The 25,282-nt window shown below is 61.5% G+C and carries 25 protein-coding genes and 1 tRNA gene; 9 read left to right on the forward strand and 17 right to left on the reverse strand.

The genetic code is table 11. The features are described 5' to 3' along the window. Window positions 1-472: 472 nt before the first annotated feature. Both msrQ and msrP read right to left on the reverse strand, forming a co-directional pair. Window positions 473-1,084 (reverse strand): protein-methionine-sulfoxide reductase heme-binding subunit MsrQ, encoded by a 612-nt coding sequence (msrQ, locus tag FQ320_RS16310; protein WP_148474140.1) that lies wholly within the window; start codon window positions 1,082-1,084, stop codon window positions 473-475. Further along, the gene (gene msrP, locus FQ320_RS16315) at window positions 1,084-2,013 is read right to left on the reverse strand and encodes a protein-methionine-sulfoxide reductase catalytic subunit MsrP (RefSeq protein ID WP_148474142.1); all 930 of its coding nucleotides are present in this window, start codon (window positions 2,011-2,013) and stop codon (window positions 1,084-1,086) included. Before msrP ends, msrQ begins: the two co-directional genes overlap by 1 nt. Window positions 2,014-2,373: 360 nt before the next feature. Between msrP and FQ320_RS16320 the strand changes: the two genes are divergently transcribed. Continuing rightward, the gene (locus FQ320_RS16320) at window positions 2,374-3,312 is read left to right on the forward strand and encodes a calcium-binding protein (protein ID WP_148474144.1); all 939 of its coding nucleotides are present in this window, start codon (window positions 2,374-2,376) and stop codon (window positions 3,310-3,312) included. 202 nt (window positions 3,313-3,514) lie between these two features. On the opposite strand, the gene clpB is transcribed toward FQ320_RS16320, so the two are convergent. Beyond that, window positions 3,515-6,124: an ATP-dependent chaperone ClpB gene (gene clpB, locus FQ320_RS16325; RefSeq protein WP_148474146.1), complete on the reverse strand. Its 2,610-nt coding sequence runs from the start codon at window positions 6,122-6,124 to the stop codon at window positions 3,515-3,517. 151 nt (window positions 6,125-6,275) lie between these two features. Between clpB and FQ320_RS16330 the strand changes: the two genes are divergently transcribed. The 4 genes from FQ320_RS16330 to pyrF all read left to right on the forward strand — a co-directional run bounded on the left by FQ320_RS16330 (window position 6,276) and on the right by pyrF (window position 7,958). Further along, entirely contained in the window at window positions 6,276-6,575 is a 300-nt protein-coding gene (locus tag FQ320_RS16330) for a hypothetical protein (RefSeq protein WP_148474148.1), read from the forward strand. A gap of 110 nt (window positions 6,576-6,685) precedes the next feature. Continuing rightward, window positions 6,686-6,895 carry a hypothetical protein gene (locus FQ320_RS16335; RefSeq protein ID WP_148474150.1) on the forward strand — a complete coding sequence of 70 codons (210 nt, stop codon included), beginning with the start codon at window positions 6,686-6,688 and terminating at the stop codon, window positions 6,893-6,895. A 1-nt stretch (window position 6,896) separates the two neighbouring features. Continuing rightward, window positions 6,897-7,142, forward strand: a complete 246-nt coding sequence (locus FQ320_RS16340; RefSeq protein WP_148474152.1) for a hypothetical protein — start codon at window positions 6,897-6,899, stop codon at window positions 7,140-7,142. Window positions 7,143-7,220: 78 nt separating this feature from the next. Beyond that, a complete protein-coding gene (pyrF, locus tag FQ320_RS16345; protein WP_148474154.1) occupies window positions 7,221-7,958 on the forward strand; it encodes an orotidine-5'-phosphate decarboxylase in 738 nt (245 codons plus the stop codon). A gap of 43 nt (window positions 7,959-8,001) precedes the next feature. Here pyrF and FQ320_RS16350 read toward each other — a convergent pair whose 3' ends face one another. The 3 genes from FQ320_RS16350 to FQ320_RS16360 are packed head-to-tail and all read right to left on the reverse strand — an operon-like array spanning window position 8,002 to window position 9,644. Beyond that, complete coding sequence (locus FQ320_RS16350; RefSeq protein WP_255509565.1) at window positions 8,002-8,226, reverse strand: NfeD family protein; 225 nt, start codon at window positions 8,224-8,226, stop codon at window positions 8,002-8,004. Window positions 8,227-8,282: 56 nt separating this feature from the next. Beyond that, window positions 8,283-9,179: an SPFH domain-containing protein gene (locus tag FQ320_RS16355; RefSeq protein WP_148474156.1), complete on the reverse strand. Its 897-nt coding sequence runs from the start codon at window positions 9,177-9,179 to the stop codon at window positions 8,283-8,285. Then, entirely contained in the window at window positions 9,180-9,644 is a 465-nt protein-coding gene (locus FQ320_RS16360) for an NUDIX hydrolase (protein WP_255509552.1), read from the reverse strand. A gap of 48 nt (window positions 9,645-9,692) precedes the next feature. Here FQ320_RS16360 and FQ320_RS16365 point away from each other — a divergent pair, with 48 nt between their 5' ends. Further along, window positions 9,693-10,946: a DNA polymerase IV gene (locus FQ320_RS16365; protein WP_148474158.1), complete on the forward strand. Its 1,254-nt coding sequence runs from the start codon at window positions 9,693-9,695 to the stop codon at window positions 10,944-10,946. Between the two features lie 99 nt (window positions 10,947-11,045). Here FQ320_RS16365 and FQ320_RS16370 read toward each other — a convergent pair whose 3' ends face one another. Further along, the gene (locus tag FQ320_RS16370) at window positions 11,046-11,903 is read right to left on the reverse strand and encodes an N-formylglutamate amidohydrolase (RefSeq protein ID WP_148474160.1); all 858 of its coding nucleotides are present in this window, start codon (window positions 11,901-11,903) and stop codon (window positions 11,046-11,048) included. Window positions 11,904-12,064: 161 nt separating this feature from the next. Here FQ320_RS16370 and FQ320_RS16375 point away from each other — a divergent pair. After that, window positions 12,065-12,139: transfer RNA gene (locus FQ320_RS16375), tRNA-Val, on the forward strand. A gap of 73 nt (window positions 12,140-12,212) precedes the next feature. After that, the gene (gene ykgO, locus FQ320_RS16380) at window positions 12,213-12,338 is read left to right on the forward strand and encodes a type B 50S ribosomal protein L36 (protein WP_007426295.1); all 126 of its coding nucleotides are present in this window, start codon (window positions 12,213-12,215) and stop codon (window positions 12,336-12,338) included. Between the two features lie 83 nt (window positions 12,339-12,421). Here ykgO and FQ320_RS16385 read toward each other — a convergent pair whose 3' ends face one another. The 6 genes from FQ320_RS16385 to FQ320_RS16410 all read right to left on the reverse strand — a co-directional run bounded on the left by FQ320_RS16385 (window position 12,422) and on the right by FQ320_RS16410 (window position 20,195). Next, entirely contained in the window at window positions 12,422-14,185 is a 1,764-nt protein-coding gene (locus FQ320_RS16385; protein WP_148474162.1) for a peptidoglycan-binding domain-containing protein, read from the reverse strand. Window positions 14,186-14,202: 17 nt separating this feature from the next. Further along, window positions 14,203-15,429: a phenylacetate--CoA ligase family protein gene (locus FQ320_RS16390; RefSeq protein ID WP_148474164.1), complete on the reverse strand. Its 1,227-nt coding sequence runs from the start codon at window positions 15,427-15,429 to the stop codon at window positions 14,203-14,205. Window positions 15,430-15,549: 120 nt separating this feature from the next. Then, complete coding sequence (locus FQ320_RS16395) at window positions 15,550-16,374, reverse strand: ABC transporter ATP-binding protein (RefSeq protein ID WP_148474166.1); 825 nt, start codon at window positions 16,372-16,374, stop codon at window positions 15,550-15,552. Beyond that, window positions 16,374-17,705 carry a patatin-like phospholipase family protein gene (locus FQ320_RS16400; RefSeq protein WP_148474168.1) on the reverse strand — a complete coding sequence of 444 codons (1,332 nt, stop codon included), beginning with the start codon at window positions 17,703-17,705 and terminating at the stop codon, window positions 16,374-16,376. The genes FQ320_RS16395 and FQ320_RS16400 overlap by 1 nt, the downstream gene beginning before the upstream one ends. Before the next feature lie 44 nt (window positions 17,706-17,749). Next, window positions 17,750-19,033, reverse strand: a complete 1,284-nt coding sequence (locus FQ320_RS16405) for an ABC transporter substrate-binding protein (protein WP_148474170.1) — start codon at window positions 19,031-19,033, stop codon at window positions 17,750-17,752. Between the two features lie 85 nt (window positions 19,034-19,118). Next, window positions 19,119-20,195 carry a branched-chain amino acid ABC transporter permease gene (locus FQ320_RS16410; protein ID WP_148474172.1) on the reverse strand — a complete coding sequence of 359 codons (1,077 nt, stop codon included), beginning with the start codon at window positions 20,193-20,195 and terminating at the stop codon, window positions 19,119-19,121. 225 nt (window positions 20,196-20,420) lie between these two features. Here FQ320_RS16410 and FQ320_RS16415 point away from each other — a divergent pair, with 225 nt between their 5' ends. After that, window positions 20,421-20,711, forward strand: a complete 291-nt coding sequence (locus FQ320_RS16415) for an SHOCT domain-containing protein (RefSeq protein ID WP_148474173.1) — start codon at window positions 20,421-20,423, stop codon at window positions 20,709-20,711. A 36-nt stretch (window positions 20,712-20,747) separates the two neighbouring features. On the opposite strand, the gene FQ320_RS16420 is transcribed toward FQ320_RS16415, so the two are convergent. The 4 genes from FQ320_RS16420 to FQ320_RS16435 form a co-directional block, all read right to left on the reverse strand. Beyond that, window positions 20,748-21,734 carry a branched-chain amino acid ABC transporter permease gene (locus FQ320_RS16420; RefSeq protein WP_148474175.1) on the reverse strand — a complete coding sequence of 329 codons (987 nt, stop codon included), beginning with the start codon at window positions 21,732-21,734 and terminating at the stop codon, window positions 20,748-20,750. Between the two features lie 11 nt (window positions 21,735-21,745). Then, window positions 21,746-22,291, reverse strand: coding sequence for a hypothetical protein (locus FQ320_RS16425; RefSeq protein WP_148474177.1), 546 nt, complete (start codon window positions 22,289-22,291; stop codon window positions 21,746-21,748). Beyond that, window positions 22,284-23,042, reverse strand: coding sequence for an ABC transporter ATP-binding protein (locus FQ320_RS16430; protein ID WP_255509566.1), 759 nt, complete (start codon window positions 23,040-23,042; stop codon window positions 22,284-22,286). The genes FQ320_RS16425 and FQ320_RS16430 overlap by 8 nt, the downstream gene beginning before the upstream one ends. Window positions 23,043-23,155: 113 nt before the next feature. Beyond that, window positions 23,156-25,123 (reverse strand): AMP-binding protein, encoded by a 1,968-nt coding sequence (locus tag FQ320_RS16435; protein WP_255509554.1) that lies wholly within the window; start codon window positions 25,121-25,123, stop codon window positions 23,156-23,158. Window positions 25,124-25,282: the final 159 nt, after the last annotated feature.

Genomic DNA, 25,282 nt, shown 5'->3' on the forward strand with positions numbered 1-25,282 from the left:
TCTGCAAACCTCCGCGTCTCCGCTTCCGTCCGCCCCGTCTGGTGCCCGCCACCGCATCTCTGCGCCGCCGGTAGAGGGGTTCTACGGTTAGTGGCACAGAGGCGCAAGCACATTCTTGAAGAAAATGCTTCTTCTTGCCCGTTAGACGATTTCCGCATGAAAACGGGGGGTTGGCGCAATTTTGTTTATACTTCCGGACGGTTCTTGAAAGATTTCGACCAGCCCGGTCAGATCACTGGCGCGAATCCCTCTGTGGTTTGCCTGGTGACAGTCGTTCCACCCTGACCTGCCCCTACGGAGCCCTGCGCGATTCCCGCGAATCCCGTCAGTCTGATCAATTCTGCCCCCGAATCTGGCGATTTCTTCCCGGTTGGGGTCGACGGACGGGCAGGACGGGCAATCGGGGCTGCCGATTCTTACTGCGGAACATTGAACAGGGGCGCGTCCCCTGCGGAACGCGCCCCTGTTTTCCCTATGCCCAGGCCGGGACCCACCTGGTCCAAGGGATTCGCGCGGCCAGCAGAGCCAGAATCGCCGCCAAGTATAACAGCGGCTCGATCTGCCAGCCTTTCACCAGAAGGACGAAGTGGATCGCCCCAAGAACCGCCGAAACGTAAACCAGCCTATGCAGCCTTCGCCAGCCCAGCGGACCCATTTTGCGGATCGAGAGGTTGTTGGATGTGAGCGCCAGCGGGATCATCAGCACAAACGCCGCCATGCCGACGGTAATATAGGGACGCTTGAGGATATCGGCCCAGATCTGACCGACGATCTGAACGTCCAGCACCAGCCAGACGAGCAGATGCAATACTATATAGTAGAAGGTGAGCAGCCCGAGCATCCGACGGAACCGGATCAGGGCCACACCCGTAAGGTTGCGCAGGGGCGTGACCGCAAGCGATGCGATCAGAACCTGAAGTGCGAGTTCGCCCAACCGATGTTCAAGTTCCCGGATCGGCTCGACCCCCAAGCCGCCCGTCAGGCCAAGATACAGCCACCAGAACGGAATGACTCCGCCCAGCAAATAGAACGGCCATGTGGGGACACCCCGCAGGGCGCCGTTGATCCTCTGGGCGAATGTCATCAAAAGCTCTTCTTGAGGTCCATACCGGTATACAGCGATGCGACGTGTTCCTCGTAGCCGTTGAACATCTGCGTCGGCTGGCGCTTGGCAAACAACCCGCCGCCGATCAGGCGTTCGCTTGCCTGGGTCCAACGGGGATGATCAACCTCGGGGTTCACGTTTGAATAGAATCCGTATTCGCGGGCGTTCGCCATGTTCCAGCTGGTTGGTGGCTCTTTCTCCATGGCCGAAATCCGCACGATGCTCTTGATCGATTTAAAGCCGTACTTCCACGGCACAACCAACCGTAGAGGCGCGCCGTTCTGATTGGGGATGGGTTCGTCATACAGCCCGGTTGCGATGATCGTCAGCGGATGCATCGCCTCGTCCAGCCGCAGCCCCTCGCGATAGGGCCAATCAAGATAGCCCCGTGAAATTCCGGGCATTTCGTCCGGGCGCACAGCGGTTTCAAATGCAATGTACTTGGCACCCGGCTGCACCCCCACACGGTTCAGCAGATCGGCCAGTTCAAACCCGACCCACGGAACGACCATCGACCACGCCTCTACACAGCGCAGGCGATATATACGCTCTTCCAAAGAGACACCTTTAAGGATGTCGTCCATGGAATAGTCGCCCGGCCTGTCCACCATACCGTCAATTTTCACCGACCAGGGATCGGTGGTCAGCGCCCCGGCGTTGCGGGCCGGATCTTCCTTGCCCACCCCGAATTCGTAATAGTTGTTGTAGTTGGAAATCTCTTTGAGCGAGTTCGGTTCTGCGTCCGTCGAAAACGCCGATGGCGCTGCGTTAAGGCTGGCCAGCGCTGGCCCGCCGATCGAGCCGACCGCAAGAGCGCCCGCGCCAGCCATCAATTGCCTGCGATTCATAAACGCCGCACGGGGGGTCGCGTCAGACCAGTTCAGTTCATTTCTGTATCGTCCGGCCATCACAAACTCCTCGCCCATTGTTCCATTATCTAGATGGTAATGTAGCGCCGCGCCCGCAAACCGCCAAACACTCCGCAGTCACGTTGTTGTTCCGCGCCTGAAACACTCTCGGCACCGACGATTCGAAACCGGGCGCGCCACCCAACTCGTGAATATTCGATGAACTTATGTGTCTCACACCGCGCAATCCGGCTCAGCGCCGGTGATTTGCCACGTCCACGACACAGTTATGCCAGATTTCTTGCGTGACGCCCCTTTTTGGCCGCATTGTTATCTGGCGCCCCCTGCCCCGGCGTCACGGCACCCCGGGACAAGGACAATCGCACGTCTGGGTGGGCCGGATTTAAGTGAGGGATAGTTATGACTATTATTTTTGAGCGTTTTGGAACAACTGGCGACGACATCATTATGGGTACCCAAAGCCGGATCGTGCAGCTTTTCGCCGGCAACGATCAGCTGTGGGGTCACAATGGCACAGACGTGGCCGATGGCGGCGCAGGCGCAGACACTTTGCTTGGCGGTGGCGGCGACGATTCACTGTACGGTCAGGACGGGCAAGATGTGCTTACCGGCGGGGCGGGCAATGACTTTCTCGAAGGCGGCGCGCACCGGGATCTGCTGAGTGGCGGTCTTGGCAACGACATGATGCTCGGAGGCGATGGCGAAGACATTTTGCTCGGTGGACATGGGCACGACACCATCGACGGTGGCAACGGCAGCGACTGGCTTACCGGCGGATTGGGCCGGGACGACCTGCGCGGCGGCACAGGCGATGACTTCATCTTCGGCGGGAATGGCCGCGATCTGATCCATGGCGGCTCCGGACAAGACGTTATTCTTGGGGGACGCGGCGATGACACGATCATGGGCGGGGCGGACGATGACACGATCAGTGGAGACAATGGTGACGATGCCCTGTTCGGCGGCACGGGTGACGATCTGATCGGGGGCGGCAGGGGTGCAGATTTTTTGGTCGGCGGAGACGGTGACGATACCATCGTAGGCGGCAGGGGCGACGACACGCTCAACGGCGAATCCGGCAATGATATATTGAACGGCGGGGGCGGCAGCGACAGCTTTGTGTTTTCCGCGGCGCCCGGCCACAACGTCATCCGAGATTTCGAAGCCGGTGTCGATCTGCTGGACATTCACGAGGTTCAGGCTCTCGGGGGGATCGTCCAGCTCCAGTATGGGCAGGGCGACGGCAACGATATTCTTGTGACATCGACGATGTTGGCCGACTGGTCACTGACCATTCTGGATCTCGACAGCTTTAATTCCAGCGATCTGATCCTTTAAGCCTACTGTATTTGATACCAAAGTTATTTCAACAGGGGGCGCCATATTTCAAGCGCTCCCATTTTTATCCCGCCACTTGCGGGCATTCTTGATTGCCCTGCCCGACACAACGACACGTACAGGGGCGGCGGGATGAACGACAAAGGGCGCCCGCAGCGGGCGCCCCTTATCATCTCGAACGTCCCGGATCAGATGCCCGGGGTCAGTGGACCACTGCATCGTCGGGCCGGGGCCGATTGCTGGCCGAAATCCGGTCGCCGACAATCAGGCCGTCGGACCCGGTGCTGACATGCACCGTCTGGCCGTCCATCACATCGCCCGCCAGAATCATCTCGGCCAGTTGATCCTGCAATGCCCGCTGGATCACCCGCTTCAGCGGACGCGCCCCGAACACCGGATCGTACCCTTCATCAGCCAGCCATTGCCGCGCGCCGTCATCCAGATCCAGCGTGATCTTGCGACCGGCCAGCCGTTTTTGCAGCAGACCCAGTTGAATCTCGACGATTCCGCCCATGTCTTCGCGACCCAGCCGATCGAAAATGATCGTCTCGTCCAGACGGTTCAGGAATTCGGGCCGGAAATGGGCCCGCACCGCTTCCATCACGTCACGTCTCGCCTCTGACGCATCCGCGCCGTCGGGCAATTGCGACAAGGCCTGTGCACCAAGGTTCGACGTGAGGATAATCAGCGTTTGCTTGAAATCCACCGTCCGCCCCTGACCATCCGTCAGAACACCGTCGTCGAGCACCTGAAGCAGCACGTTGAAGACATCGGGGTGCGCCTTTTCCACTTCATCGAACAGGACCACCTGATAGGGCCGCCTGCGCACCGCCTCGGTCAACGCGCCGCCTTCGTCATATCCGACGTACCCCGGCGGGGCGCCGATCAGACGCGAAACGGCGTGTTTCTCCATGTATTCGGACATGTCGATCCGCACCATCGCGCTGTCATCGTCAAACAGATATTCGGCCAGCGCCTTGGTCAGTTCGGTTTTGCCCACGCCCGTTGGTCCAAGGAACAAGAAGCTGCCCAAAGGCCGCGCCTCGTCGTTCAGCCCGGCACGGGCCCGGCGCACGGCATTTGCCACCGCCTTGACCGCCACACGCTGACCGATCACCCGCTTGCCGATCTGGTCTTCCATGCGCAGCAACTTGTCCCGCTCGCCCTCAAGCATCTTCGACGTCGGAATCCCGGTCCAGCGTTCGACGACGGCGGCAATCTGCTCGGGGCGCACCGCTTCTTCGACCATCAAGTCGCTGTCTTCGGCGCTGCCCAGGTCTTTCTCAAGCTGCGGGATGACGCCATAGGACAGCTCTCCGGCCTTGGCCAGATTGCCCTCGCGTTTGGCGATATCCAGTTCGGCGCGGGCCCGGTCAAGCTTTTCTTTCAACCCGCGCGCACCTTCCAGCCTGTCACGCTCGGCCTGCCAGCGGGCAGTCAACTCGCTGGAGCGCTCCTGCAACTCGGCCAGATCCTTTTCCAGAGTATCCAGCCGGTCTTTCGACGCCTGATCATCCTCTTTCTTCAACGCTTCGGCTTCGATCTGCTTTTGCAGGATGTCGCGGTCAAGCGCGTCCAGCGCCTCGGGCTTGGAGTCCACCTCCATGCGCAAACGGCTGGCCGCTTCGTCCATCAGGTCAATTGCCTTGTCGGGCAGGAACCGGTCGGTGATATAGCGGTGCGAAAGCGTCGCCGCCGCAACCAGCGCCGAGTCGGAAATCCGCACGCCATGGTGCAGTTCGTATTTTTCCTTGATTCCGCGCAGAATGCTGATCGTGTCCTCGACCGTCGGTTCTTCGATCAGGATCGGCTGGAACCGCCGCGCCAATGCCGCGTCTTTTTCAACGTATTTGCGGTATTCATCCAGCGTGGTTGCCCCAACGCAGTGCAATTCGCCGCGTGCCAGCGCAGGTTTGATCAGGTTGGCTGCATCCATTGCGCCATCCGCTTTACCCGCGCCAACCAGAGTATGCATCTCGTCGATGAACAGGATGATTTCGCCTGCCGCATCGGTCACTTCGTTCAGGACTGCCTTCAGCCGCTCTTCGAATTCGCCACGATATTTGGCCCCGGCGATAAGCGCGCCCATATCCAATGCCAGCAATTTCTTGTTGCGCAGGGATTCAGGCACATCGCCGTCGATGATGCGCAGCGCCAAACCTTCGGCGATCGCTGTCTTGCCGACGCCCGGTTCACCAATCAGAACCGGGTTGTTTTTGGTCCGGCGGCTGAGCACCTGCATGGCGCGGCGGATTTCCTCGTCACGGCCGATAATCGGGTCGATCTTTCCCTGTGCTGCACGTTCAGTCAAATCCAACGCATATTTCTTCAGTGCGTCATAGCTGTCTTCGGCGCTTGCCGAATCCGCGGTGCGTCCCTTGCGGATGTCATTGACCGCCGCGTTCAGCGCCTGTGCCGACACGCTTCCAGCGCTGAGCGCTTCGGACGCTTTTGATTTGATCATCGCCAGCGCCATCAGGATTCGCTCAACAGGAACAAAGGCATCGCCTGCCTTGTCCGCCAAAGTCTGAGCTTCAGCCAAAACCTTGCCGGTTGTCTGATCCATATAGGTTTGTCCGGCGTCGCCCGACACCTTGGGCATCTTGCTCACGGCCAGATCAACGGCCTCGCGCACCCTGATCGGGGCGCCGCCCGCTCGGGTAATCAGGTTCGTCGCCAACCCTTGTTCATCATCGAGCAAGGCTTTCAGCAGATGTTCGGGCGCAAGCCGCTGATGGCTTTCGCGCATGGCAATCGTTTGTGCGGCTTGAATGAAACCGCGCGACCGCTCGGTGAACTTTTCTAAGTTCATCAGTCTCTCCTTCGGTTAAGCGCCCGTTCTGGGAATGCCCGCTGTGGCGGCACACCCCCGGCCGGGCCTTGCTCAACTGAAATGGGATGTGGGCGGCGCTGTGTCAAGATCGCAACAGGGGCGGCAGCCCCGCATGGCAAAGGGGCTTTCCATGTCCGAACCGGAACGGCGGATCATCGGAATGACCATAGATGCTCTGGTCTCCGGCCCCGCGCCGTCGCGCCACCATGCGCGTCTCAGAACTGACTATGGTCGGTCCGACAGCACGATGACCGGCACCACCGATTGCCTGTGCCAAAGCACCCTGCCGAAAAACGCGCCGCCTGATCTGGTCTTTAAGGATCTGATAGCACATATAGTGGGTCAGATGGCCCGTATGCGCGAGATATGGTCGGGAGAGTTCAGGCTTCGCTTGTGTCTGAGCCCGGAAAGTGGAAATCTGAAATCGTAATTTATTGTAATGATCACATTTCCTTTTCGCCATCTGGAAACTTATCCACAGGCAACCACGTTATGTTTGAGAGTTCAGAATTGCACCCGGACAAAACAGGAGTCCGATAAATGAAACAGCAAGGTCATCAGATCCGCGCCGTCACCTATGACGCGCTTGCCCGCCAATTTGAGGCGGAGGTGTCATTCATTGATGTGCGTGGGTTGCAGCGCAAATATCATGTGACCGCGCCCGGTACGCCCGATCAGGCGCATGAAAAGATTTTGTCGTCGCTTCTGGATGCAGCGAAATCACCACGTAAATTTGGAAAAGGAGCCTGAAATGATCGTCCTTGAATCCGCAATCTCACATGTAAGACGCAATCGCGATTTCGGCGTGGTTGAAGCGCGCGTGACGCTTCTGGCCAAGACCCATCGCGGCCACCCGCCGCACCGGGTTTCCATCCTGACCCACGCCTTCCCCAAAGGTAACGATACTCTGCGCAAGCGTCTGATCGATGATGCGATCCGCACCGCCACGTTTCGGGCGCTTCGTCAGGCGGAACGCTACGCACCTCTCGCAGCCTGACCCGCGACACTTGCCAATCCCCCCGGTTCTGACCGAAAAGAGCCGGGGCGACATTGCCCGAACCGCAAAGGGGCAGATATGACAGTGGCACACACACCCGTCGATGACCGGCTGATCGTCGCACTCGATGTTCCGAACGCGATTGCCGGAATGGAGCTGGTCGATCGGATCGGCCCCGCCGTCAGCTTTTACAAAATCGGCCTTGGGATGCTGACCGGGGGCGGAATGGGTCTGGCGATGGAGCTGAAGGACGAACATGCCAAACGCATTTTCCTTGATCTCAAACTGTTCGACATCGGCTCCACCATCGAAGCCGCCGTGCGCGGGCTCGCCCAGTTCAACCTTGATTTTCTGACTGTGCACGGCGACCCGAACGTGGTGCGTGCCGCCCGGGAAGGTGTGGGGGGCAGCAGTCTGAATATTCTCGCCGTCACCATCCTGACCTCGCTGGAGCGGGAGGATCTGGATGCCTGCCTGCTGCGCGATGGAACGGTGTCGCAACTGGTGATCGACCGTGCCGCGCTGGCGTTTGAGGCGGGCGCCCATGGCGTTATCGCTTCACCACAAGAAGCCGCGGCGATCCGCGCCCTGCCCGAAGCGGTAGGAAAGCTGATCGTCACGCCGGGCGTTCGCCCCCAGGGCAGCGATCCGGGCGATCAGAAACGCATCGCGACACCTGCACAGGCGGTGCGGGACGGGGCAGACTACATCGTCGTCGGACGCCCCGTCTGGCGCGCGTCCGATCCTGCCGCCGCAGCAAGGGACATTCTGGCCGAATTGGCCTCGCCCCAAACGGCGCGGGCCGACACCAGGTGAACCCGTTCAAACAAGGGGGCCGGCGGGATATCCTGCCGGCTCCTCAGTCGTTCACGTCGTGATCAAAAGTCTTGACCTGTCCGTCGCGTACCCCGACGAACCGGCGCAATGCCATCCAGCCGAGCAATGACAGCACGGCGAACACAACCAACGTCAGAGGCAATGACCCCGACAGCCCCGCCGCGACCGGCCCACCCACCAGCAAAAGCAGTGCGACGACCCCGGCACCGATGGCGAATCCCAGCAGGATGAATCCCGGCAGCAGCATTTCCAGACAGCCCAACACCAGCGCCGCAGCGCCCCACAGCCACCAGTCGGACCAGATCACGGCTTGCGCCCGAACATCATGCGAAACGCATCGCCAAACGCCGCCACCGCATCTGACGGCAACAGAATTGTCTGATTGCCTTCCTTTTCAGATATCCGCCCCAGCGCCTCGACCTGTTTCAGCGCCACGTTGTATTGCGCCGCCTCCATGCCGTTGTCGCGGATCGCCTGTGCCACAACGCTGGTGGCATAGGCCTCGGCATCGGCGGTAATGCGCCGGGCCTTGGCCACTTGTTCGGCGGCGTATAATTCGGCGTCAGCAGACAGTTCGACCGCGCGACGCTTGCCCTCGGCCTCGGTCACCTGCGCACGACGAGCCCGCTCGGCGTTCAGCTGCTGTAACATCGCATCACGGGTCGACTGATCCAGATTCACATCCAGCAATTCGGCGCGCGTCACCTCGATGCCCCAGTCGTCAACGGCCGATTCCACCTGCACCTTGATCTTGCCGATCAGTTCGGCGCGATTCGACTGAACCTCGTCCAGCTCCATCATGCCGATTTCGGCCCGCACGATCCCGGCCACAACTGTTGCGATGGCGGGATCGACGTCCCGGATCCGATAAACGGTCTTTTCAGGGTGCAGGATACGATAGAACACACTGGTCTCGACCCGCACCAGCACGTTGTCGCGGGTGATTGCGTCCTGTTCGGCATTCGGCAACTGACGCTCCAGAACCGAAACCTTATGCGCCACCTTGTCCAGAAACGGAACGATCAGGTTGATTCCCGGTCCAAGCACCGCGCGCAACCGCCCGAACCGTTCGACCACGAACTTGTCCGATTGCGGCACGATCCTGACACCCAGCAGAACACACAGGATAATGAATCCCGCCAGCAACAACAGCACGAAATTTCCACCGATCAGATCGATCAGCACCGTTTCAACGTCCATTCAGTCTCTCCCGTCCTGATCGTCGGCATCGTCAAGATATACCCGCAACCGCTGCTGAAGATAAGGCACGGCATCGCTCAGCCTCAGGAACTGTGCGATCTCCATCTGCCTCCAGCGCTGCCCTTCATTTCCCAGCCGAATCCGACCCACATGATCGGGTGAAATTCGCGCCACAAAGAACCATCCCGCCGCTTCGGGATCGGTGGTGGAAACAAAAGCCCGTCGCCAGATCAGCGCCTCCTCGGGAATGTTCAGCCCCAATTCCTCCTGCGTCTCGCGCAGGGCGCACTGCTCGGGCGTCTCATTCCCTTCGCGTCCGCCGCCGGGAAGATCCCAGGCCGCGGGCCAAGGGATATCGGCGCGGTCGTCGCGCTGAATCGAAATTAACCGTCCGCCGTTCAGCAGAGCCACCTTGGCCCCGGTGAAACGTTCCGGAACGTCACCGTCAAATCCTGATATGGTCAATACGGCCCCTCCTGAGTATCCTTCGAGGGAACCAACCGAGCCACTGCCATGCCCGCCCTCTGCCGCGATTGCCTGACCGGATTCGACACCGGCGCCCGCTGCCCGTCCTGCGGCAGCCCCCGGGTGATCGCCCACCCCGAACTGAATACCTTATCCATCGCACACATGGACTGCGATGCCTTTTATGCCAGCGTGGAAAAGCGGGACAACCCCGAACTGCGCAACCGGCCGGTGATCATCGGCGGCGGGCGACGCGGTGTGGTGTCCACCGCCTGCTATATCGCGCGGATAAAAGGGGTGCGATCAGCAATGCCGATGTTCCAGGCGCTCAAACTCTGCCCCGAAGCGGCGGTCGTAAAAGGTCGGATGGATGTCTATGTCGATGTGTCCCGCCAAGTGCGCGCGCTGATGGACGAGCTGACACCAGTGGTCGAGCCGCTGTCGCTGGACGAGGCTTTCATGGATCTGACCGGCACCGAAAGACTGCATGGTGCGCCACCCGCGGTCATGCTGGCCCGCCTGACCCGCCGGATGCAGGACGAAATTGGCATCACCGGCTCGATCGGATTGTCGCACAACAAATTTCTTGCCAAGGTTGCATCGGACCTGGACAAGCCGCGCGGATTCTCAGTGATCGGCATGGCAGAGACCCTTCAATTCCTCAATCCAAAGTCCCTGCGTCTGATCTGGGGCGTCGGCGCCACAACGATGGCCGGATTGGAAAAGGCCGGGCTGCGCACCTTCGCCGACCTGCTGCGGTGGGAGAAAAGCGATCTGACCGACCGCTTTGGCGCCATGGGCGAACGGCTGTGGCATCTGGCCCGCGGGCAGGACGCGCGCCGGGTGTCAGCCCATGCGCCGGTCAAGGGCATCAGCAACGAAACAACGTTTCACGAAGACACCGCCGATCCAGACATTCTTGACGGCCATATCTGGCGGCTGGCGGAAAAAGTCGCCGACCGGGCCAAGGCGAAAGACATCGCCGGGCGTATCGTGACGCTGAAACTCAAGCGCGCCAACCATACGCTCCTGTCGCGCCGGGTCACTCTGTCGGCCCCGACCCAGACCGCCGATCGGATCTATCGCACCGCCCGCGACCTGTTCGACGGCGCGGCGGATCAGGGACCGTTCCGTCTGCTGGGCGTCGGGCTGTCCGATCTGACCGCCGCAGGATCGGTTCCGGCAACCGGAGATCTGCTCGACCCCGGTGCGGCGCGCCGCGAGAGTGCGGAACGGGCGGCAGATGCGATCCGTCAGCGTTTCGGCGACAGTGCGATCCTGAAGGGACGGTCCTTGCGGTGAGCATGGGATGCGCTCCGCGCGGGAGTATTTGTACAAAGAAGAAACAGCACGGTATTCCGCTTTCTTCTTTGTACAAATACTCAAAAAAAACCTTACCGCCTATTCTGCCGCCAGCGGTATCTCGCGCCGGCCAATGGCCGCGATATCGGCCACTGCGGCGTCGATCACCCGTTTGAACGCCGCAAACCCGGAATGGGGGCGAATCGCCGCTTCATCCATGTATAGCGCCCGATCAATTTCCACCTGCACCACATGTTGGCGTCGTGAAGGGCGGCCATAGTGTTGGGTGACAAAGGCCCCGGCGAAGGGCGCGTTGCGCGCCACACGCAGCCCCGCAGCGGTGAAGGCTGCTTCGACCCGGTCCATCACATCGCCGCCCGCCGCAGCTCCGAACCGGTCACCCAGCACCACTTCGGGACGCAGCCCCCGCCCGCCCAGTGATTCGATGGCTTCATGGGGCATCGAGTGACAATCGATCAGAACCGCCTCGCCAAAAGCCGCGTGGCTTTCTGCAAGCAGCGTATGAAGCCTGTCGTGATAGGGCTGCCAGACTTCCCGGACCCGCGCGCGGGCCTCTTCAAGATCCAGCTTGCCGCGATAGATCGCGCGGCCTCCCGCCACGACCCGAGGCACAACCCCCAACCCGGACAAGATCCGCGGATTGTGCCCGTTGCGCCTGACGCCCTCAATCAACGCCGGATCCAGTTCGTCGGCCGCACGGTTCAGATCAATCCAGGCGCGCGGCGCAGTGGCCACCAGAAGCGGCGCCCCGACGACGGGACCCAGATCGAACAGACGATCGACAAACGCATCCTCGGAAGACCGGATCGCCATTCTGTCCAGCACCGTGCGGCTTAGAAGCGCGGGCGGATAATCGGCTCCAGAGTGCGGCGAGGCGAAAACGACGCTGGTGTCACGCACCTGCGGCAGGAAAAGCCGATATGCCCTGTCCACCATCCCGATCTCCTGTCGCGGTTCTTCCGTCGCAGTTATAGGCTGAATCCTGCAAATGCCAAAAGCCCTTGAACACTTCGACGACTCCTTTTATAGACCGCGAACCGGTGCCGGGTTTTCCTTGCGCCACTGCCTTTGCGGGTGGTCCGGAAACGGGGTATCATGGGTGATTAGCTCAGCGGTAGAGCACTTCGTTGACATCGAAGGGGTCACTGGTTCGATCCCAGTATCGCCCACCATGATTTTCAACGCCGGCACCGCCCGGCAGAACCGCAACAGGCGCGCCAGCGCCGCGTCATGAGGAGAGACCAAATGAAGGTCCGCAACTCGCTCCGCTCGCTGAAGACCCGCCATCGCGACTGCCAAGTGGTCCGTCGGAAAGGTCGCGTTTACGTGATCAACAAGACCCAGCGCAGATTTAAGGCCCGTCAGGGCTGAAGTCGCCGGTTTTCGGTATGCTGAATGGCTGCCTGTCTTGACGACAGGCGGCCATTTTTCTTTTCTTTTACGGCATGATCAGCTCAGCGCAGGATGTTGCGCACGGCGTCGGCCAGCAGCCGGACCACCAAGGCCTCGCTCAGGTAGCCAGTGGGCGGCATGTCGGCGCGGCGCTGATACTGGCGAATGGCGCGACGGGTCTGGGCGTCGAATGTGCCGTCCACCGTTCCGGGTTCCAGCCCCAGTTTGTCCAGCCTGTCCTCGATCGCCCTGAGGCCGGCTGTTGGCAGGTTCAGACGATCTTCTCCTGCTCGGGCCGCTTCTTGTTGCGGATCGGGGCGCGCCATCTCTTTCAGCCGCGCCTGAGCGTCGGACATGAATGCACCACGGGGATAGGCCCGCAGATATGTCCGATAGGAATCTTCCGAGTCCTGCGACATCGCCCGCCGCCATGCGAGCAGTTCGGCCCGGTCCGAGGTCGGGGTGCGGTCGGACTCGATCTGTGCCAGCCGGTCGCGGGCCGTATTTGCCCACTGCCCGTCGGGATACCGGTCGAGATAGCTGCGCAGTGCCGATTCGGTGCGCCCCTCGCCCAACTGCTGCCAATAGGCGTTGTCGGCGCGGCGCAGTTCCTCTTGCCGTGCCTCTTCCTCGGCCTTCAGTTCGCCAGCGCGGCGTTCGGCCTGCGTTGCCAGCTGCCGGATTGTCGGTCGATCCAGATAACCGCTCTCGCGCTGATCACGCGACGCCTGCCATCTGGAAATAGCCGAACGGGTGCCAGCGCCAAATATTCCGTCGATTCCCCGCGTGTTGAACCCCAGGATCGACAGGTCGCGCTGAATTTCCTGACGCTGTTCCCGTGTCAGTTTCAAAGCCTCTTCGGCCAGCCGTGCCGCGCGGGCGGGTTCATCGCGGATGTCACGGATCACGGTGCGGGCGTCGGCCGCAAAACGGCCTTCCGGAAAAGTGCCAAGATATCGCCGGTAAGCATCGCCCGAATCAATGGAGCGGCTGTCCGCCCACAGGGCCTGATCCGCCGCAGCCAAGGCATCGGCTGCCTGCTGGACAGACTGCTGAGCCCGCTCTGCCTGACGTTCGGCCTGCTCCAGCCGCGTCTCGAGCCGATCGATCCGCGCCTTCGCATCCTCCAATGCAGCAGGGTCGCCACCACCCGGGACGTCACCGGGCAAAAACGCATGTCCCTCGGGAAGATAGCCGGACAGACGCAAACCACCATCCCGCGCCACGCGGCCATCCAGCGGCGCACCGGGCACCGCCAGAACATCGCGCAGCAGCCGGGCAACCGTCTTTGGATCGCCTTGCACCACGCTTACCCCTTGCGGCACGTCCAGCGGACCAATTCCATCGTGCAGGAACGGGCCCTGTGCAGCGTCCCTCTCGTCCGTCGCCAGAACCAGAACCGCCCGACCCGGCGCCGTGGCCAGCAGCCGCAACAGCGGCGACAGCGCCAGCGATTGCGACGCCAGCCCGGTCAGCCCCGGCACATCGCCATCGACCGGCAAAAACCAGGTGTCGCCGCCGCCCTGCACGAACCGTCCGGCCAGCACGACCAGCAATCCATCCGCCAATGGTACCATCTGTTCGAACTGGGCCAGCAGGCCGCGCATCTCGGCCTGCGACAGATCAACTCCGGCCACCGCCCCGACCTGCCGGTCGCGCAGCGCCCCTGCGGCCTCGACCACCCGGTCGGCCCCGGCAACATCAGCCGCGCCGGTATAATTTCGGTTGCCGATCACCAGAGCGATATCCTCGGCCCGGCCAGGCAGCACGCCTGCCATCAGGATCAGCACGGCAGCGACCCCCTGTTTCAACCCTGTCGAACGCATTTCAGGCTCCTTCCGCCTCAGTCATAATTGCGCCGGTCCTCGATCACCAACCCGTCGTTGGGCAGGCTTCCCGGCGCGACGATTTCAACCTTGCCGCGCAATTTCAGCGCCTCGGCCACCCCGGCCTCCAGCGTTTCGGCGCCAGTGCCGGTGCCGGTGCCGGTGGTTTCCACCTGCACCGTCATCACGTCTTGCTGGCCTTCGCGCGTGGCAATCACTCGGGCGCGCAGCACTCCGGCGTGGCGTGCGACAAACACCGCCACCTGTTCGGGACGCACGAACATTCCTTTGATCTTGGTCGTCTGGTCAGCGCGGCCCATCCACCCCTTGATCCGGGTGTTGGTCCGCCCGCAGGGCGATTGCCCGGGTAAAACCGCGCTCAGATCGCCCGTGGCGAACCGGATCAGCGGATAATCCGGGGTAAGGGCAGTCACCACCACTTCGCCCACCTCACCGTCGGGCACGGGGTCGCCGGTGCCCGGGCGCACGATCTCAACGATCACGCCCTCATCAACGATCATCCCGTCCATCGCGGCGGATTCATATGCGATATTGCCCAGATCAGCGGTTGCATAACACTGCAGGCAAGCGATCCCCCGGTCGGCATATTCGGCCCGCAGCGACGGGAACAATGCGCCGCCCCCCACAGCCGCCCGGGTGATCGAAAGGCTCAGCCCCAAGGCATCGGCCGCATCAAGGATCACCTTCAAGAAATCAGGCGTCCCGGCATAGGCTGTCACACCCAGATCATGGGCTGCGCGGGCTTGCAGTTCGCTCTGGCCGGTGCCCGCAGGCAATACGCACGCCCCAACCGCCCGCGCCCCGGATTCGAAAATCATGCCCGCAGGCGTCAGGTGATACGAGAAACAGTTCTGCACCACATCGCCCGCCCCGATCCCGCAGGCATGCAGAAACCGGCCCATCCGCCACCAATCGTGGCTAACCTGCCCGGGCTCATAGATCGGTCCGGGCGACTGAAACACATGGGCAAAACCGGACAGTGGTCCGCCATATCCGCCCAGCGGCGCCCCTTTCCCCTGCGCCGCGACCAGATCGGCCTTTCGCAGCACTGGCAGGCGCGCAAGATCGCCGGGCGAACGCACAGCGCCCGCATCGATTGACGCCAGCGCGCCGTATCCCGGCAAGGCCTGTGCCCGCGCAATCTGTGCTGGCAAGGCTGCTGCAATCGCTGCACCCCGCTCTGCCGCGCTTCGCACTTCCAACTGATCATAGAAATTGCCCATGGCTCACACTTCACCCTCTGCCGCCGGTCATACAAAAACACGGTGCTGCTATCGGATAACAAGGCCACCGCCCCGATCCATGTTCCGCAAACTTCGGGGCTGCGTCGCCTTGGTCAGACCTCAGGCCAGCCACCGCTTGCGCCGCCGGTACGACCGCACGTCGCGGAACGATTTGCGCCCCTCGTCGCCCATCCCCAGATAGAATTCCTTCACGTCCGGATTTTCGCGCAGATCTGCGGCAGGCCCGTCCATCACAACACGTCCGGATTCGAGGATATAGCCATAGTGCGCAAACCGCAGCGCCACATTGGTGTTCTGCTCGGCCAGAAGGAACGACACACCTTCCCTCTCGTTCAATCCTTTGACGATGCCAAATATCTCTTCGACCAATTGCGGCGCGAGCCCCATGGAAGGCTCGTCCAGCAGGATCGTTCCCGGCCGCGACATCAGCGCGCGTCCGATCGCGCACATCTGCTGTTCGCCGCCGCTGGCATATCCCGCCTGACTTTTGCGCCGCAGGCGCAGCCGGGGAAAATACTCATAGACCAGCTCAAGATCCGCCGCGACCGCCCCGCTGCCATCGCGCCGGGTATAGGCGCCGGTCAGCAGGTTCTCCTCAATCGTCAGGTGTTCGAAACAATGCCGCCCTTCCATCACCTGAATCACGCCACGCTGCACCAGATCCGCAGGCGAAAGATCCTGCACCCGCTCGCCGCGATATTTGATCGACCCCTTGGTTACCTCGCCACGCTCGCTTTTCAACAGGTTCGATATCGCCTTCAGCGTCGTGGTCTTGCCTGCGCCGTTACCGCCCAGTAAAGCAGTGATGCCACCCTCCGGCACGCTCAGGCTGACCCCCTTCAGCACAAGGATCACGTGGTTATAAATCACTTCGATGTTGTTGACCTCAAGCAGCGCGGCGCTGCCCGACTCCGTTTCGGTCATCAGTATTCCCCCGCGATTCGCTTCAGTTCAGCCCCGGTCAGCCAGCCGATTTCTGGTGCAAGAGCCATCGCTTCGCCCGCGCGAAACAGGGCGCCGGTCACACAGGCCGAAAACAGCGCGCCGTCCTTGCCACAGCCAAGCGTGTCGAACTCTGGCGCCCTCACCGCGCGCAACGTCCAGCCCGACTCCCGTGCCAGATCGGCCGTCTCGATCAGCGACTGGCGCAGCCCCTCGTCGCTGACCAGTTGGAACGTGCGCCCGGCGATGCCTAAAAGCCCGGTTTCCGTCCTGCGCACGGGCACCGTCAGATCGCCATTGACCAAGACATAGGCGTTGACCCGCACCCGGACCCCCAGCAACCGCTGACTTTCAAGGATACCGTCCCGCACCCCGCGCAGGAACACCGACTGCCGCACGCCAGCGTCGGTATAGAGATCACCGTTGATCCGGCGCGGTGGAAACAGCGCAGGTATCGCACTGGTCGCCATCACTGCCGACACCAGACATTCGCGTTTTTCAGTAAAAGGGATTGTCCCGTCGGCCATGAACCCACCGATGTCGAACAGGTCGAACCGCCCCCGGTCAAGATTTGTCGCCCCAAGAAACAGATCGTTGCCATCCGCCCAGCGCGCGGCGATCGCGGCGATCAACGCATCGTCCGCCGCATTCCGCACCGCCCGCTCCAGTGGTGCCGTCGAAAACAGCGAGGATGCCCCCAACAGTTCGATCACCGCACGGCGACGCACCACATCCGCCTCGCCGATTCCGGTGTTCAGCTTCAGACGGTCGTCAAACGCCCGCCCCGCAAAGACCAGTGGCGCAATGATCCCCCCGGCACTGGCCCCCGTCACCACCGCGAATTCCGGGCGCGGTCCGGCTGTGCGCTGACCCCATCCGCTTAGAAAGCCACTGGAGAAACTGCCGTACTGCCCACCGGTGGTCATTGCCAAAAGATCGATTTCCACCACCTGCGGCGCCACGCGCGCCGTTTGGGCCCGGGCGAAAGACGGGGTCGCCGGTCCTGCTCCCGCGATCGCTGGGCCGACGACCACCGCCGCCTCGGCCACCGGGCGGGGCGCGACCCGGGCCGCAATCATCCGCGCCGTACGCGCCGCCACATCCGCGCGGAGCATTTCGACCGGCGTCGCCTCGGGCGCGGATGCCGATTGGCTCGAGATCACCACGCCGGGTGACCCCGCCACAAGCCCGGTACACATGCGGTCCTGCACCACCGGCGTGCCACAGCCCGCCAACAGGATCATTAATCCAGAAATGCCGCGCCAGCCGATGATCTGCACCCCTTCCCGTTTCTTCTTTGCATAAATACTCAAAGTCCCCGGCCAGACCCAATCGATCCCGCCGGGGCAGGCGCGGATCACAGGCAACCCGGGGTGATGCCGTTCTCCGCGGCATAGGCGGCAGCATCCTCGGCGATCAGCGGATCGATGACCGACCGGTCCGACTCGATATAGTCGGTGATCGCGTTCCACTTGCCCGCCGCCGCATCCCACTGCTGGATCAGGGCCATGCCCGGCCCCGAGTGGTTTTCGCAGGTGACCGAAATGTCCGGCGCAAATCCCGACATTCCGTTTGCCTCATAGGTGGCGGCGGTGATCTCCAGCGCCTCCATCCCGTCACGCATCATCGCGGCGGTGATATCCGCCGTGCCGTGGAGTTCCTGCGCCTTTTTCGCGGCTTCGGCGGCCAGCATCGCGGCGAACAAACCACGGTTGTATTGCACCGCACCCATGTTGCTGCCGTCGCCAGCGCCCTTGCCCGCATCGATCACGAATTTCTTCATGTCATCGAACACCGGCAGGTCGGTGCCGACATAGGTAAAGTTGGTAGACTTATAGCCGTTCGCGCCCTCTCCGGCGGAAACCACATCGATCTCGGCGCCTGACCACCATACGCCGATGAAATTCTCCATCGGATAACGGATGTTCACCGCCTCTTGCACTGCGACCTGATTCATCACGCCCCAGCCCCAGAAGAACACGAAATCGGGCTTTTCGCGGCGGATCTGCAACCATTGCGACTTCTGCTCCTGCCCCGGGGCATCGATCGGCAGTTCGGTCAGGTTGAAGCCGTGCTTCTTGCCAAGTTCCTGCAACGTGCGGATCGGCTCCTTGCCATAGGCGCTGTTGTGGTACAGCAGCGCGATCGTCTTGCCCTCAAGACTGCCCCCCGACATGTCCATCGCGTGCTTGACCATGATCGAAGCGGAATCCCAATAGGTGCCGGGATAGTTGAACACCCAGGGAAAGGTCTTGCCGTCCGCCGCCGAGGTCCGCCCATAGCCCATCGAGTGGATCGGAATCCCATCCGCCGTCGCCTTCGGGATCAGCTGATAGGTGATCCCGGTGCTCAGCGGCTGATAGACCAGCGCGCCGTTGCCCTTGGTCGCCTCATAACACTCCACACCCTTTTCGGTGTTATATCCGGTCTCGCATTCGTCGATCCGCGCTTTCACACCGCCAATCCCGCCGTCACGCTCGTTCAGCAGGGTGAAATAATCCTGATACCCGTCGGAAAATGGAATGCCGTTCGCCGCATAGGGCCCGGTGCGATAACTGAGATCGGGGAACACCAGATCGGCGAATGCGGGCGAAGCCGACAGCGCCGCCCCCAGAAGTATCGTGACAAGTCGCTTGGTCATGTCTTTTCTCCCGTTGCATGTTGAACCGGCCTTTTCGACCTCTCGCAGGACGGGGTTCGGCCCCGTCGCATCCTTTGCCGTCCTCCTAATGGGGAAACGGCCATAACCGCAGTTTTTCCTTGGTAACGCGCCAAAGCTGCGCCAATCCGTGTGGCTCCAGAATCAGGAACCCGACGATCAGCCCACCGACGATGATCAGCTCCAGATGCGCCACCACATCCGTCGGCCAGCCCAGCCCCCCCGCCAGCACGTTTTTCAACAACACCGGCAGCAGCACCAGAAACGCCGCCCCGGCAAAACTGCCGAAGATGCTGCCAAGACCGCCGATGATCACCATGAACAGCACAAGGAATGACTTGTTGATCCCGAAGGCTTCACCCACTTCGACCGCGCCCAGATAGACGGAAAAGAACAGCGCGCCCGATATGCCGACAAAGAACGACGATACGGCAAACGCCGACAGTTTGGCGCGCAGGGGGTTCACGCCGATGATTTCTGCCGCGATGTCCATGTCGCGGATCGCCATCCACCGTCGCCCCACGGCACCCCGCGTCAGATTGCGCGCGATCCAGGCGCTGGCGATCAGAAAGAACAGGCAGAACAAATAGGTGGCCCATGCGCTGGTGCTTGGCCCGGTGATATTTACCCCCAGCAATGTGCGTTCCGGCGCCGATATCTGCCCTGACGCGGAATAGTTGTAAAACCAAGGCACACGGTTGAACAGCCAGACAAGAAAGAACTGCGCCGCCAGCGTCGCCACCGCGAGATAGAATCCCTTGATGCGCAAGGACGGCAGGCCGAACAGAACCCCCACCACCGCCGTCACACCCCCGGACAGGATGATGTGAAACAGGATATTCACCTCGGGAAATGACGTCATCAACTTGTAACAGGCATAGGCGCCCACAGCCATGAACCCGCCGGTACCAAGGCTGAGCTGGCCGCAATATCCGACAAGGATGTTCAGCCCGATGGCTGCGATCGCATAGATCAGAAACGGCAGGAAAACGGCGTTTACCCAATAGTCATTGATCACAAACGGCACGACCAGAACCGCCACCGCAAGGATTGCGTAATATCCCAACCGGTCCAGCCGGATCGGAAAGGTCTGTCCGTCCTCGGCATAGGTCGTCTTGAAATCGCCCGCCTCGCGGTAGAGCATCAGCCTCTCCTTTGGGTCATGTCCCGCTTGCGATCCAGCACTGCGAAAGATCTCTTGGTCGGGTCCCGCCGTTGCGCCGGGCGGGCGGAAAGCTCGCACGCCGAGGCCCGCGCATTTCCCGGGTTTAATACCCTGTTAACCATCAGATATTTTGACCTCACCCCGCCGCGATTCCGCCGCCTTTGCGCAGCAATCTGAGGACAAAGCACAACGAAAGCACCCGTCATGGCACTCCTGAAGGAAATTGAAACACTTGCCCGTCTGCACGCCGATGGCACGTTGACGCAAACCGAATTTGCCGCAGCCAAGGCGGCCATTCTGGCCGAAATCCCCGAGGCCGAGGAACCCGCAGGCCCGCGCGACGCCTTGCCCAGATTGCTGATCCGCTGCCTCTTGCCCCCGGTGCTGCTGGGCGGTCTGGTGTATGGCTTTGGAATACCCGGAATGCTGTCCCTGACCCTTGGCGTCACCGTTCTGGCCGCCATCGTCGTTGCACAGTTTCGCGCGACCGCCTGATCCGGCGCCCCGGCGCCACATTCTGACTTGAGGGAATCAGACCCGTTCAATGATCTTCTCCCCGAACAAACCCTGTGGCCGGAACACCAGAAACAGCAGCGCCAGCACATAGGCGAACCAGTTTTCCGTCGCCCCGCCGAGCGCCGGCCCTGCCAGAAACTCGAACAGTTTTTCGCCCACCCCGATGATCAGCCCGCCGATGATTGCGCCGGGGATTGATGTGAACCCGCCCAGCATCAGCACCGGCAGCGCCTTGAGCGCGATAAGGCTCAGGGAAAACTGCACGCCGGATTTGGCACCCCACATGATGCCCGCCACCAGCGCCACGAACCCGGCAATCGACCAGACCAGTACCCAGATGAAATTCAGCGAAATACCAACCGACAAGGCCGCCTGATGGTCGTCGGCCACCGCGCGCAGCGCCCGCCCCTGTTTGGTATACTGCGAAAACAGCACCAGACCGGTGACCAGAAGCGCCGCGATCACCGTCGCCACAAGATCAAGGTTGTCGATGAAAAATCCATATCCCAACGCCCGATAGGTCACCCCGTCGATCCATTCATTGATCCCCTGAGGCAGGCCCACATCCAGCGTCCGGATGTCCGACCCCCACATCAGATCGCCGACCCCCTCAAGAAAATAGGCCAGACCGATGGTCGCCATGAACAGGATGATCGGCGCTTGATTCACCAGATGACGCAGCACGACACGGTTCACTGCCCAGGCAAAGAACACCATCACCACCATGGTCAGGAAGATCGCGGCAAGCGCCGGCACCTCCCAGCCGAACCCATGAATCTCGGTACCGAACATCACGTTGATCAGATGGCCAAACGGCACCTGCCCCTCCATGATGCCGACAAGGGTCAATGCGGCGAACAGGGCCATCACCCCTTGAGCATAATTAAAAACGCCCGAGGCCTTGAAAATCAGCACAAATCCCAACGCCACGAGCGCATAAAGCACTCCGGCCATCAAGCCGTTCAACGTCACCTCGATGGCGAACAGCACCTGATCAGGCATGTAACGCTCCCTCAGCTTTCAAGGTCTGTCTCCCGTACCGATGCGCTCCAGCCGCCGGTCGCGACATTGCGCCAAAGGGTGACGAACAGCACCGGTTCCCGCGTCTGATCGGTGCGCAGAGCGATTTCCGGGTGCAGCGCTTGGCCCGCCGCAACAGGTTCGTCGCGGGGCGCAAAGATCGCACGCGCCACCGCCTCGGCGGCCCAGTCCCGGAAGGCTGCCGCGAACCGATCCTGCATGGCGCGAGCAGAGCCGGGGTCGAACCGCAATCCGCATCCGGTCTGGCCGCTGCCCGCTTCGCTCAGGACGTTGATGAAGAAACCGCCATCCTTTGGCGCAAAGCTCTCAACCGATTGTCCGGCGGCGGCGGTGGTATCGACGAATTCCAACCCGCTGGTCCGCACTTGCTGCACCTCTTGCATCGGCACCAGACAGGACGCGCGGAATATCTCCCAGGCATCCTCCTGCGCCAACGCAATACCGGGCATCAGGGCGCACAGGACCACCAGCGCATTTGCAGGCGACCATGATGCAGGGAACCATCGGATTTCAGTCATGAGCGACCCCCAGATAGGCGTCGATCACATCCTGATTTCCGCGCACCTCGTCCGGGGTGCCATCGCCAATCTTGCGACCGTAATCCATCACGACCACCCGGTCGGACAGATCCATCACCACGCCCATGTCATGCTCGATCAACGCAATCGTTGTGCCAAATTCGTCATTCACATCAAGGATGAAGCGGCTCATGTCCTCTTTCTCCTCGACGTTCATTCCCGCCATCGGTTCGTCCAGCAACAACAGTTTCGGTTCTGCCGCCAGCGCCCGCGCCAGTTCGACGCGTTTTTTCAACCCATAGGGAAGTCGACCGACAGGCGTCTTGCGAATATGCTGGATTTCCAGAAAATCGATAACCCTTTCCACGCGCTCGCGGTTCTCGACCTCTTCTCGCTGGGCCTTCCCCCACCACACCGCCTGCGCCAATAGGCCGGCGTTCATCTGGGTCAGCCGCCCGGTCATCACGTTGTCCAGCACGCTCATCCCTTCAAACAGGGCGATATTCTGGAACGTCCGCGCGATCCCCAGCCGCGCCACCTGAAAGGGTTTCATCGGTGGCCGCTTCGCACCGCGGAACCACACCTCGCCCTCCTGCGGGACATAGAAGCCGCTGATCACGTTCAGCATGGATGATTTGCCCGCCCCGTTCGGCCCGATGATGGCGCGGATTTCACCCTCGCGGATGTCGAACGAAATATTCTTGATCGCCTCGACCCCGCCAAAGCGCAGAGTGATGTTGCGCATATCCATCAATGTGGGACCGATGGTCCGCCCGTCCGCCGTGATATGCGCCCCATCCGGCAATACACCACGCTGTGGGACGGTGGGCGGGGCGTCGCCCGCAGGGCCAGCGCCGGACCCCGTCACGCCGCCACCCGCGCAGTCGTGGGCACGACAACCGCATCCTCGATCTTCAAGGTCGCGCAGATCTTGCCTTTGCGCCCGTCCTCATATGTCACCTCGGTTTCCGTATAGATCTCTGGTTTGCCATCATAAATCGCCGCAATCAGATCAGCGAACTTGTCCGAGATCACACCGCGCCTTACCTTTCTGGTCCGCGTCATCTCGCCGTCGTCGGCGTCCAGCTCCTTGTGCAGCACAAGGAACCTGTGGATCTGGCATCCCGAAAGCATCTCATCCCCTGCGACGGACCGGTTCACCTCGGCCACATGTTCGCCAATGGTGGTCAGAACCTGCGGATGCTGCGACAACTCCTGATAGGATCCATAGGCAATGTTATTGCGTTCGGCCCAATTGCCCACCGCCGCGAGGTCGATATTGATAAAGGCACTGCACATCTCGCGCCCGGCGCCGAACACCACGGCCTCAAGGATGTTGGGAAAGAACTTCAGCTTGTTTTCAATGTACTTGGGTGCGAACAGCCGCCCGTCGGCCATCTTGCCCACATCCTTGGCTCGGTCGATGATCCGCAGATGTCCGCTGCCCTTTTCGATGAATCCGGCATCCCCGGTGGCGACCCAGCCCTCGGCATCCTTTGTGTCTGCGGTGCTTTCGTCGTTCTTGAAATAGCGCACGAAAACGCCGGGCGAGCGATAGAACACCTCACCCGAATCGGCGATCCGCAGCTCTACGCCCGGTGACGGCACGCCGACGGTGTCGCTCCGGACTTCGCCGTCGGGTTGTTGGGTGATGAATACGCTGGCCTCGGTCTGGCCATAGAGCTGCTTGAGGTTGATCCCGAGCGAGCGATAGAAATCAAAGATCTCCGGACCAATCGCCTCGCCCGCAGTATATCCGACACGCACCCGGGAAAATCCCAGCGTGTTTTTCAACGGACCATAGATCAGAACCTCGCCCAGCCGGTATTTCAGCCGGTCCACCATCCCCACCGGCTTGCCGTCCAGCAATGCGGGTCCGACGCGGCGCGCCACCGCCATGAACCGGTCAAACAGCCATTTCTTCAACCGCCCCGCATCCTCCATCCGGATCATCACCGATGTCAGCTGCGCCTCGAATACCCGGGGCGGCGCGAAATAATAGGTCGGTCCGATCTCGCGCAGGTCGGTCATCATCGTGTCGGCGGATTCGGGGCAGTTGACGCAGAACCCGGTCCAATAGGCCTGCCCGATGGAAAAGATGAAATCGCCGACCCACGCCATCGGCAGATAGGCAAGGATCTCATCCCCCGGTCGCAGATGGTCAAACTCGCTGGAGTTTTTCGACGTCTCGATGATGTTGCGATTGCTAAGCACCACGCCCTTGGGCCGCCCTGTCGTGCCGCTGGTGTACAGCATCACACAGGTGTCGTCGGGGCCGAGCGCGTCGGTGCGTGCCGTCAGCGTTTCGATCAGATCGGCGCGCCCTGCACGACCCGCCGCCTGCACATCCGCAAAGGATGTCAGCGCCGCATGATCGTATTTCCGCAATCCGCGACCATCGAGATAAATCACCTGCCGCAGCCCCGGCAGGCGCTCGTGCACATCGGCCACCTTGTCGACCTGCTCCTGATCGCCAGCGATGACAAAGACCGCGCCGCAGTGATCCAGCGCGAATTCGATCTCCTCAGGTGCCGCATCCTGATACATCGGTACCGGAATTCCGCCCGCGCATTGCACCGCAACCATGGACCAATACAGCGCCGGTCGATTGCGCCCGACAATCGCGACATGTTCGCCCACGGCCAGACCCAGCGACAGCAGGCCCAACGCCAGAGCCTCGATTTCATCAGCCGTCTGCGCCCATGTCCGGGTTTGCCAGATGCCGAATTCCTTTTCACGATAAGCGGGCTTGTCGCCGAACCGCGCGACATTCAGGGCCAACAGCGCCGGTATCGAGGCAACAGATTCGGAAAGCCGGGGGACAGTGATCACATCGCTCCTCCCATCGCCATTGGCGGCGCTGGCCCTCTGGTGGAGCCTTTCGCTTATCGTCGCACAATTCCGGAAAAGGTCATAAAAGAATATTGCGGCAAGGTCCGCGCAAGGCGGGCGGCACAGGGCAGTTGGCCGAAGGATGGCACAGGGTTACCC

It is taken from the genome of Oceaniovalibus sp. ACAM 378, assembly GCF_008085915.1.
GTDB lineage: Bacteria > Pseudomonadota > Alphaproteobacteria > Rhodobacterales > Rhodobacteraceae > Oceaniglobus.